The sequence below is a fragment of the Microbacterium sp. CCH5-D1 genome (assembly GCF_001557335.1).
Classification (GTDB): Bacteria; Actinomycetota; Actinomycetes; order Actinomycetales; family Microbacteriaceae; genus Microbacterium; species Microbacterium oxydans.
In genome coordinates this window covers 1-9,798 of record NZ_LSJW01000237.1, presented here as the reverse complement: position 1 = coordinate 9,798, position 9,798 = coordinate 1, and the positions used below count along the sequence as shown (strand labels likewise).

The following is a 9,798-nucleotide window of genomic DNA, read 5'->3' as shown; positions in this document are numbered from 1 at the left end:
ACCCCCACTGGCTCTGCCCGCCACGCCTCCGCGCACCCCGCCGACAGCCCTTCGGGAACACCGTTGCCAGGGCGGCGAGGAGGAGGTATGGCGCGTCCTTCTCCTCGCCGTCCGGGCGTCAGGTCTCGTCGGGATGTCAGCTCTCGTGGGGGCGGCGTTGCAGTTCCGTGACGACGACGCCCGAGTCGTAGGCGACCGTCTGCACCGCATCGAACCGCTCGGGACGGAAAGAGCGCTCCCGGAAGAGCGGGATGCCCGCCCCGAAGAGCAGCGGCTGCCGCTTCAGCACGAGTCGATCGATCTCGTCTGCGAGGGTTGCCGCGAGTGCGCCGCCGCCGCACAGCCAGATCGCTGCTCCCTCCTCCTGCTTCAGGCGTCGCACCACCGACACCGGGTGCTCCGCTGTCACTTCGAGGTTCTCGCCGTCCGCTGTCCTCGTACTGCTGAACACGATCTGGCGGAGGTGTCGATAGGGACTCGACAGCCCGCCCACGGCGTAGGTGTTCCACCCCATGAGGACGGTGTCGAACATCTCGCGCCGCTGCGGAACCCCGAGGGCTTCGGCGGCGACGGTCGGCAGCGTGTCGGCGAAGCGGGCATTGGTGCCGTCCATGTGGTCGCCCTCGATGAGGAACGCGTCGAATTCACCGTTCGGACCGGCGATGTACCCGTCGAGGCTGACGGCGGCGTAGTACACGAGCTCTCGCATGGTTCTCCAATCACTACATCTGTAGCGGTTACAGTACAACAGGCGTAGTGATTGCGCTAGGGTTCCTTCCATGGGGAAGAACGACTCGCGACGACGGGCCATCGCGGATGCGGGACTCGCCGTGCTCGCACGCGAAGGATCACGGGGGCTCACGCACCGAGCCGTCGACGTCGCCGCTCAGGTCCCGATCGGCACGACGTCGAACTACTTCCGCAGCAGGGACGCCCTGATCGAAGGACTGGTCGAGCGGATCGGGGAGCGTCTCGCACCGAGCGCCGATGATCTCGAACGCCGGTCGAAGGCCGCCCCGGGACCCGCGCTCTTCGCCGACTACCTCCGCGACATCGTGCGACGCCTGACCGACGATCGGGACGTGACGCTCGCGCTGTTCGAGCTGCGGCTCGAGGGCGGTCGGCGGCCCGAGGTCGCAGCCGTCCTCGGTGCGTGGCAGCGCGCCGGGTTCGACGCCGACGTGGCTTTCAACACCGCGGCGGGACTCCCGGGAGGACGCCGCGAGATCGCCCTGTTCCACTATGCGATCGATGGACTCCTGCTCGACAGGCTCACGACGCCCATCGATCAGGAGACCTCCACCGACGACGTCATCGACGACCTGGTCGCCGGGCTCATCCGCTGACCCGGCGGGGTGTTCCCTCGGGGGCGCGCTGCTCGTACACTGAGGCAACGCACGCTCTCGACGATCGGAGACCGCTGTGTCTGCGCCGTGGCAGGTATCCCGCGAGTCGCTTCCCCCGACATCGCGACTCCTCATCGAGCGTGCGCACGAGGAGCTGCTCGCCGGGAACCTCGAAGACCGGCGTCTTCAGGAGGTGCGGCCACTCGTCCGGGAGTCGTGGGAGCGGGCATGGCGCAGTCGCGTCGGCCCCGAGGGCGCTCCTCCTCTCGATCTCGTGAGCGACGAGCTGGACGCCTATCGGCTGGCGCATCCGCTCGCCTCCGTCATGGACATGATCCGTGCCCTCCTGCTGCCCGGGGAGGCCCAGGATGCCGGCGTCGTCATCGCCGTCGGCGACCAGGCGGGCCGTCTGCTGTGGATCGAGGGCGACAGGCAGCTGCGGTCGCTCACCGACGACATGGGCTTCGTCGCGGGAGCGAACTGGTCGGAGGATGCCGTCGGCACCAGCGCACCCGGAACCGCTCTGGTGCTCGGACAGTCCGTGCAGATCCGCGGCGCGGAGCACTACAACCGTCTCGTGCACCCCTGGTCCTGCACCGCGGCTCCCGTCCGCGACCCGGAGACGCACCGCGTGCTCGGGGTCATCGACATCACCGGGGGAGCGGAGGTCGTCTCGCTGCAGGCACGGCTGCTCGTGGATGCGACAGCCCGCGCCGTGGAGTCGGAGCTGATGGTGGCGCGTCTGCGGGCGCGCAGTGAGGCGCACCGGTCTCGTGCGTCGGCTGCGAAGTCCCGAGTGCCGGCAACGGCGCGGGCGACACTCCACGTGCTCGGACGCGATCGGGCCCGATTGGAGACGGAGTCGGACCACGAAGAGTCCGTGATCGAGCTCAGCGCCCGTCATGCCGCGATCCTGCTGATGCTCGGCGTGCACCGACAGGGACTCTCGGCCGAGCGCCTGTGCGAGCTCGTGTACGGACCGGGCGTCTCGCCCGACACGCTCCGCCCCGAGATGGTCCGGCTGCGGAAGGTGCTCGAGCGCACGGCTCCCGACCTCGTGCCGGAGTCGCGACCGTACCGCCTTCCCGTCACCCTCGACACCGATGCGCACGACGTTCTGTCGCTGCTGGACCGAGGTGCCCACAGGGTGGCGCTCACCGCCTACCGAGGACCGGTGCTGCCCGAGTCGACGTCGCCGGGTGTGGAGGAATTCCGCGAGTCGGTGCGCGCGGCGCTGCGGGAGGCGATGCTGTCCGAGGCGAGTCTCGACGTGCTGCTCTCCTATGCGGAGATCCCCGAGGGCCAGGGTGACGCCGAAGCCCTCCGCCTCGCGCTGGAGATGCTCCCCGCCCGGTCGCCGAAGCGCGCGGGACTGGTCGCGCGGATCGAGCGTCTCGAGGCCTGAGCCTCTGCAACCGGTCGCAACGTTGCGCATCGGGTCGCAACGTCGGTCGACCTAGCTTCGGGGAAGAGCCGCAGCACCGAAGCGCGGCGCACCCGTCGAAGGAGACCCCCATGACCATCGTCGAAGAAGACGTGTCCGTCGCCCCATCGTCCACCGCATACGCCGCCCCCGGGCAGCCCGGAGCCGTCGCGAACTATCGGGCGCGCTACGGCCACTACATCGGTGGCGAGTTCGTGGAACCCGTCAAGGGCCAGTACTTCGAGAACGTCAGCCCCGTCAACGGCAAGCCCTTCACCGAGGTCGGGCGCGGCACCAGCGAAGACATCGACCGGGCGGTCGAGGTCGCCTGGCAGGCATTCGCCGGCTGGGGCAAGACGAGCCCAGCCGAGCGGTCGGTGATCCTCAACCGCATCGCCGACCGCATCGAGCAGCACCTGGAGGAGATCGCGGTCGCCGAGACGTGGGAGAACGGCAAGCCCGTGCGGGAGACGCTCGCGGCCGACATCCCTCTCGCGGTCGATCACTTCCGCTACTTCGCCGGAGTGCTTCGGGCTCAGGAGGGCGGCATCAGCCAGCTCGACGAGAACACCGTGGCGTACCACTTCCATGAGCCGCTCGGCGTGGTCGGACAGATCATCCCGTGGAACTTCCCGATCCTGATGGCGGTGTGGAAGCTGGCGCCCGCGCTCGCCGCAGGCAACTGCGTGGTGATCAAGCCGGCCGAACAGACCCCGGCCTCACTGCTGTTCCTGTTCGACATCATCGGCGACCTTCTGCCCGCCGGCGTCGTCAACATCGTCAACGGGTTCGGCATCGAGGCGGGCGCTCCGCTCGCGCAGCACAAGCGCATCCGCAAGGTCGCCTTCACCGGAGAGACGACGACCGGGCGACTGATCATGCAGTACGCATCGCAGAACCTCATCCCGGTGACGCTCGAACTCGGAGGCAAGAGCCCGAACGTGTTCTTCGAAGATGTCGCCCGCTCGACGAAAGACCCGTTCTACGACAAGGCGCTCGAGGGGTTCACGATGTTCGCGCTCAATCAGGGCGAGGTGTGCACCTGCCCGTCTCGCGCCCTCATCCAGCGCTCGATCTACGACGGCTTCCTCGCCGACGGCCTGGAGCGGGTGGGCAAGGTCGTGCAGGGCAACCCGCTCGACCCCGCCACCATGATCGGAGCTCAGGCGTCGAACGACCAGCTGGAGAAGATCCTCAGCTACATCGACATCGGGAAGCAGGGCGGTGCGCGGCTGCTGACCGGTGGCGAGCGCGTCGACCTCGGCGGCGATCTCAGCGAGGGCTACTACGTGGCTCCGACCGTGTTCGAGGGCACGAACGACATGCGCATCTTCCAGGAGGAGATCTTCGGCCCGGTGCTGTCGGTCACCTCGTTCGACGGCTTCGACGACGCGATCTCGATCGCCAACGACACCCTGTACGGACTGGGCGCCGGGGTGTGGAGCCGCAGCGGCGACACGGCCTACCGCGCGGGACGGGCGATCGAGGCCGGACGGGTGTGGACCAACACGTATCACCAGTACCCGGCGCACGCGGCATTCGGCGGATACAAGCAGTCCGGCGTCGGACGGGAGAACCACAAGATGATGCTCGACCACTACCAGCAGACGAAGAACCTCCTGGTCTCGTACGCCGAAGGCCCGATGGGCTTCTTCTGAGTCACCTCTCCGGGCGGGCGCACGAGCGTCCGCCCGGACATATTCTCTGAAGGGAATGAACCGTGATCGGCGACGAGACCGTGGAACGCGTGGCCGTGACGGAAGCAGCGGCATCGCTCGTGCGCGACCTCACGGCCCAGCATGGACCCCTCATGTTCCACCAGTCCGGCGGCTGCTGCGACGGCTCATCACCCATGTGCTACCCGGTCGGCATGTTCATCACCGGGCAGGGCGACGTACTTCTCGGGGCGCTCGACGTCGGCCTGGACCGGCCCGTCGAGGTGTACATGTCGGAATCGCAGTTCGAGTACTGGAAGTACACGCACCTGACGATCGACGTCGTGCCCGGCCGCGGTGCGGGTTTCAGCGTCGAGGGCCCCACCGGCATGCGATTCCTGATCCGCTCCCGGATGCTCTGACCTACTCCGGTCGCGATATGACAGCCGAATCGGCGAATCCAGCTGTCATATCGCGACGGGAGCGGCACTCAGCGCGGCAGCCGCGGAACAGCGTCGACGAGCGCCCGCGTGTAGGGGTCCTGTGGAGCGTGCAGCACGTCGGACGTGGCGCCCTGCTCCACCACGCGGCCGTCCTTCAAGACCACCGTCCGGTCGCAGGCCGAGGCGATCGCGGTGAGGTCGTGCGACACCATCACGAGCGAGAGGCCGTTCTCGCGGCGCAGTCGATCGAGCAGTTCGAGCACCTGCACGCGAGTGGTCACATCGAGCGCGCTGACCGGTTCGTCGGCGAGCAGTACCCGGGGGCGGGAGACCACGGCTCGGGCGATCGCGATGCGCTGACGCTGGCCTCCCGAGAACTCGTGCGGGTAGCGGCGTGCGGTGTCGGCAGGAAGCCCGACCGCGTCGAGGGCCTCAGAGATGCGGCGCTGGGCATCCGCACCGGACGCCAGCCCCAGCGACCGCAGCGGTTCGCCGACGATGCGGTCGATGCGCTGTCGGGGGTCGAGCGAGGAGTACGGGTCCTGGAAGATCGGTTGCACGCTCGCGCGGAAGCGACGCATCTGGGCGCGGTCGCGCGGGTTCAGGGCGGTGCCCTCGAACAGCACCTGCCCGCCGAGCGGGGTGGCGAGCCCGAGCAGCAGTCGTAGGATCGTGGACTTTCCCGCACCCGACTCGCCGACCAGGCCGAGCGAGTCGCATTCATCGATGCTCAGAGAGACGTCGTCGAGCACGCGACGGGATCCGTAGGCGAAGCCGGCGCCGTGCAGTTCGAGGAGCGTCATCGTCCGCCCTCCTCGGCGTCGAGGAATGCGTCCAGAGCCCGGGCGCTGTCGACCAGCATCCGCGTGTACGGCTCGGCCGGCTCGTGCAGCACCTGCGCGACCGTACCCGATTCGACCACGAGGCCGTCGCGCAGCACGACGATGCGTTCGACCATGCGAGACATCACGGCCAGATCGTGGCTGATGAACAGCAGCGCCATGCCGCGCTCGTCGACGAGGCGTTCGAGCAGCGTGAGCACGCCGTCCTGCACGGTCACATCCAGCGCGGTGGTCGACTCGTCGGCGATGAGCAGCTGCGGGCGCGCGGCCAGGGCGATGGCGATGGCCACACGCTGACGCTGACCGCCGGAGAGCTCGTGCGGGTAGGAGCGGGCGATGCGGGTGTCGGTCAGGGCGACCTCGCCGAGCGCGGTGGCGACGGCCTTCGCGAGCTCACCGCCACGCAGCCCGAGATGGCGTCGCAGGGGCTCCGCGATCTGACGCCCCACCCGCATCAGCGGATCGAGCGCGGTGAGGGGCTCCTGGAACACGATCTGAGCGACGGGACCGCGCAGCGGTCGCAGCTCCGCATCCCGCGCGCCGACGACCTGGTGCCCGCCGAGCAGCACCGAGCCCGATGCGCTGAGGGCGTCAGGGAGCAGGCCGGTCACCGCGAGCGAGGTCAGCGACTTGCCCGAGCCGGACTCGCCGATCAGCCCCAGGCGCTCACCCGCCGCGAGGGAGAACGAGACATCGCGCACCAGCGGCCCGGAAGCAGCGCGGACTGTGAGGCCCGTGACGTCGAGAATACTCATCGACTCCTCCGGCGGGTCGGGTCGGCGAGGTCGCGCAGACCGTCGGCGAGGAAGTTCACACCGAGCACCAGCGCGATGATCGCGATACCGGGAGCGATGGCACCCACCGGGGCGACGAGGACGGTGCCCTGCGCTTCTTGCAGCATCCGTCCCCACGATGCGTTGGGCGGCGGGGCACCGAGGCCCAGGTACGACAGGCTCGCCTCGGCGAGCACCGCGGCGCCGAACTGCAGCGCGAGGCTCACGGCGAGGGTGGGGGCGATGTTCGGCAGCACGTGCTGGAACACGATGCCGAGCACCCCGGTACCGCTCGTGCGCGCGGCGGTGATGTACTGCTCCTGCAGCACGCGGCGCGCCAGGATGCGGGTGAGGCGGCCACGACCGCCGACATCGCGAGTCCGATCGCGAGCACCGCCGACCACAGCGACGCGCCCTGCACGGCGACGACCAGCATCGCGAGCAGCAGCACGGGGAAGGCGATCACGACGTCGAGTCCCGCCGAGAGCGTGTCGTCGACCCAGGGGCGGGCGAAGGCGGCGATCAGCCCGATGATCGTGCCGAGGAGTGCGGCGATCGCGACGGCACAGGTGCCGACGATGAGGGCGATGCGTGCGCCCCACATCAGCTGCGAGAACAGGTCGCGTCCGAGCCGGTCGGTGCCGAGCAGGTGCAGCGCGCTGGGCCCTTCGAGGCGGCCGCCACTGGTGTCGGCGAGCGGATAGGGCAGCCAGAACAGCGACACCAGAGCGATCAGCACGATGAGACCCGTGAGCACGATGCCGATCAGCAGCGTCGCCTTCGGACGTCGCCGCACGGGTACGGATGCGGTGACCAGCTGTTCGGCGACGCGGCTCATCGGTTCCCCGAGACGCTCGTGCGCAGGCGCGGATCGATCAGGCGCTGCACGATGTCGGCGGCGAACCCGACCAGCAGCACGAAGAGGGTGCTGACGACGAGGACACCCTGGATCACCTGGAAGTCATGCTGCTCGATGGCCGACAGCAGCAGGCTTCCGAGTCCGGGCAGCGTGAAGACGCTCTCGACGACCACCGCGCCCAGCAGGGTGGTCGACAGCTCGATGCCGAGCACCGCGACGACCGGCACCGCGCCGTTGCGCACGCCGTGACGCAGCAGCGCCTCGCCCATGCCGGAACCTCCGGCTCGGGCGGTGCGCAGGTAGTCGCTGCCGAGCACATCGAGGGTGGCCGAGCGCACGTAGCGGCTGAGGGATGCACTCATGACGATCACGATCGTGATCACCGGCAGCGCGAGTGAGCGCAACGCGTCGGCCGGGTCCTCCCAGTCCTTGCGGGGGAAGCCGCCGGAGGGCAGCACGCCCAGTCCGAGCGCGAACACCCAGACCAGCACCACGCCGACCCAGAACACCGGAACCGCGACGCCGAGCTGCGCGAACCCCGACAGCACGATGCCGTACCAGCGGTCGGACTTCACCGCGGCGGTGATGCCGATCACGAGCGAGACGAGCAGCGCGATCGCGAAGGCGATGAGCGTGAGCGGAAGGGTCACGGCAAGGCGATCGGCGATGTCCGGTCCGACCGGACGCGAGCTGAGGAAGGACTCGCCGAGATCGAAGCGCAGCAGTTGGCCCGCCCACGTCGTGAACTGCTGGAGCAGCGGCTGGTCGGAGCCGACCTGGGCTCGCGCGGCCGCGATCTGTTCGGGGGTCGCATTGACCGAGAGCAGGGCATTCGCAGGGTCACCGGGGAGCAGGCGCAGCAACACGAAGATCGCGATCATCGCGACGACGAGCGAGATCGCGAGGAACGCGAGGCGGCGCAGCAGATAGGCGAGCATGGCTTCTCAGGATGACGTGGGGGATGCCGACGCGCGGCATCCCCCACGCACGTCAGGACTTGACGATGTCGTAGGCGAAGAACTGCGAGTTCAGGCCGTTGACGGGGTAGCCGCTGAGGTCGCTGGAGGCGACCACGATCTGCGGGTACAGGTACAACCATACGCTCGCGGCATCAGCGGCGATCTTCTCGTTGACCTGCTTGAGCAGGGCGGTCTGCTCATCCGTCGTGGCTGCCTGCTCGGCGTCGGCGACCCACTTCTGCACGTCGGCGTCGTTGTAGCCCCAATAGAAGTCGGGGTTGCCGTACCAGACCACATCGCGGTCGTTCACGTGCTCCTGCAGCGTCGCCTGGAAGTCCTGCTCCTTGAAGACCTTCGTGTACCACTCGTCGGCGCTGATGGTGTTGATCTCGACCGTGATGCCGACCTCGGCGAGCTGCGACTGCAGGAACTCCGCGACGGCGGGGTGCGGGTCGTAGCTCGGGGTGTCGAGGGTGAAGGTGAAGCCGTCGGCGTAGCCCGCCTCGGCGAGGAGCTTCTTCGAGAGGTCGACGTCGTACGGGTTGACCTGTGTGAGGTCCTCGTACCAGGGGTCGGTGGGCGGCACCATCGATCCGATCAGCGTGCCGTAGTCGCCCCAGATCGACTCGAGGAGCTTCTTCGTGTCGATCGCGGAGTAGATGGCCTTGCGCACGAGAGTGTTGTCGAAGGGGGCGACGCGGTCGTTGAAGGCGAGCAGCTCCTTGGTCGTGGAGGTGCCCTCGCTGACGACGTAGTCGTCGGAGTCGAACTGCGTGAGCGAATCGGGGCTCTGCACGCTGGTGATGACGTCGATCTCGCCGGTGACGAGGGCGTTGTTCTCGGCCGTCGCGTCGGTGAAGTACGTGTAGACGACCTCCGCGTTCTTGGCCGGGTCGCCCCAGTAGTCGTCCCAGCGCTCGAGCGTGAGGGTCGAACCCTTCTTCCACTCGTCGAGCGTGTAGGGGCCGGTGCCGTCTTCGGTGCTCGTGATGTCGCCGGCCTCGTCGTTCACGATCCAGACGTAGCTGAGGTTGTACAGGAACGAGATCGATCGCTGCGAGAGCGTGAACACGACAGTCTTGTCATCGGGGGTCGTGATGTCGGAGATCGTCTTGAAGCTCGACTTGCGGGCGGAGACCGAGTCCTCGGCGGTGACGGCCTCGATGCTCGACTTCACGTCTGCGGAGGTGAGCGGGTCGCCGGAGTGGAAGGTCACGTCGTCGCGCAGCGTGATCGTGTACGTCAGGCCGTCGTCGGACACCTGGGCATCTTCGGCGAGGAGCGGCTCGACCTCGCCGTCGTCGGTCAGCCGGTACAGGCCTTCGTAGACGTTTCCGGTCAGCGCTTCGGTCACGCCCTGGCCGCCGCCCTGGGTGTTGCTGAGGTTGGTGGGCTCGTACAGCGAACCGATGAAGATCGTGGCGTCTTCGCTCGCGGTGCCGTCGTCGTTCGCGCCGGACGCGCAGCCGGCCACGAGGGCGAGCGTGGCGACGGCGCC

Annotated in this window: 11 protein-coding genes; 4 read left to right on the top strand and 7 right to left on the bottom strand. The window is 68.4% G+C overall.

Going from position 1 to position 9,798, the window contains the following annotated elements:
* Nucleotides 1-136: 136 nt before the first annotated feature.
* The gene (locus AX744_RS14030; RefSeq protein ID WP_061017541.1) at nucleotides 137-709 is read right to left on the bottom strand and encodes a dihydrofolate reductase family protein; all 573 of its coding nucleotides are present in this window, start codon (nucleotides 707-709) and stop codon (nucleotides 137-139) included.
* Nucleotides 710-779: 70 nt separating this feature from the next.
* Between AX744_RS14030 and AX744_RS14025 the strand changes: the two genes are divergently transcribed.
* The 4 genes from AX744_RS14025 to AX744_RS14010 all read left to right on the top strand — a co-directional run bounded on the left by AX744_RS14025 (nucleotide 780) and on the right by AX744_RS14010 (nucleotide 4,846).
* Nucleotides 780-1,346, top strand: coding sequence for a TetR/AcrR family transcriptional regulator (locus AX744_RS14025; protein ID WP_061017539.1), 567 nt, complete (start codon nucleotides 780-782; stop codon nucleotides 1,344-1,346).
* Nucleotides 1,347-1,422: 76 nt separating this feature from the next.
* Entirely contained in the window at nucleotides 1,423-2,751 is a 1,329-nt protein-coding gene (locus AX744_RS14020) for a transcriptional regulator (protein WP_061017537.1), read from the top strand.
* A 110-nt stretch (nucleotides 2,752-2,861) separates the two neighbouring features.
* The gene (exaC, locus tag AX744_RS14015; protein ID WP_061017535.1) at nucleotides 2,862-4,427 is read left to right on the top strand and encodes an acetaldehyde dehydrogenase ExaC; all 1,566 of its coding nucleotides are present in this window, start codon (nucleotides 2,862-2,864) and stop codon (nucleotides 4,425-4,427) included.
* Nucleotides 4,428-4,489: 62 nt separating this feature from the next.
* Nucleotides 4,490-4,846, top strand: coding sequence for a DUF779 domain-containing protein (locus tag AX744_RS14010; protein WP_231728823.1), 357 nt, complete (start codon nucleotides 4,490-4,492; stop codon nucleotides 4,844-4,846).
* Nucleotides 4,847-4,914: 68 nt separating this feature from the next.
* Here AX744_RS14010 and AX744_RS14005 read toward each other — a convergent pair whose 3' ends face one another.
* The 6 genes from AX744_RS14005 to AX744_RS13985 all read right to left on the bottom strand — a co-directional run.
* Nucleotides 4,915-5,670: an ABC transporter ATP-binding protein gene (locus tag AX744_RS14005; protein ID WP_061017532.1), complete on the bottom strand. Its 756-nt coding sequence runs from the start codon at nucleotides 5,668-5,670 to the stop codon at nucleotides 4,915-4,917.
* On the bottom strand, nucleotides 5,667-6,464 hold the full coding sequence (locus AX744_RS14000) for an ABC transporter ATP-binding protein (RefSeq protein ID WP_061017530.1): 798 nt from the start codon (nucleotides 6,462-6,464) through the stop codon (nucleotides 5,667-5,669). The genes AX744_RS14005 and AX744_RS14000 overlap by 4 nt, the downstream gene beginning before the upstream one ends.
* Nucleotides 6,461-6,811: an ABC transporter permease gene (locus AX744_RS21055; protein ID WP_231728822.1), complete on the bottom strand. Its 351-nt coding sequence runs from the start codon at nucleotides 6,809-6,811 to the stop codon at nucleotides 6,461-6,463. The genes AX744_RS14000 and AX744_RS21055 overlap by 4 nt, the downstream gene beginning before the upstream one ends.
* The gene (locus tag AX744_RS13995) at nucleotides 6,706-7,320 is read right to left on the bottom strand and encodes an ABC transporter permease (protein WP_231728821.1); all 615 of its coding nucleotides are present in this window, start codon (nucleotides 7,318-7,320) and stop codon (nucleotides 6,706-6,708) included. Before AX744_RS13995 ends, AX744_RS21055 begins: the two co-directional genes overlap by 106 nt.
* Nucleotides 7,317-8,279, bottom strand: coding sequence for an ABC transporter permease (locus AX744_RS13990; protein WP_061017527.1), 963 nt, complete (start codon nucleotides 8,277-8,279; stop codon nucleotides 7,317-7,319). The genes AX744_RS13995 and AX744_RS13990 overlap by 4 nt, the downstream gene beginning before the upstream one ends.
* Nucleotides 8,280-8,331: 52 nt before the next feature.
* Nucleotides 8,332-9,798, bottom strand: a 1,467-nt coding sequence (locus AX744_RS13985; RefSeq protein WP_061017525.1) for an ABC transporter substrate-binding protein, incomplete at its 5' end; no start/stop codon positions are given.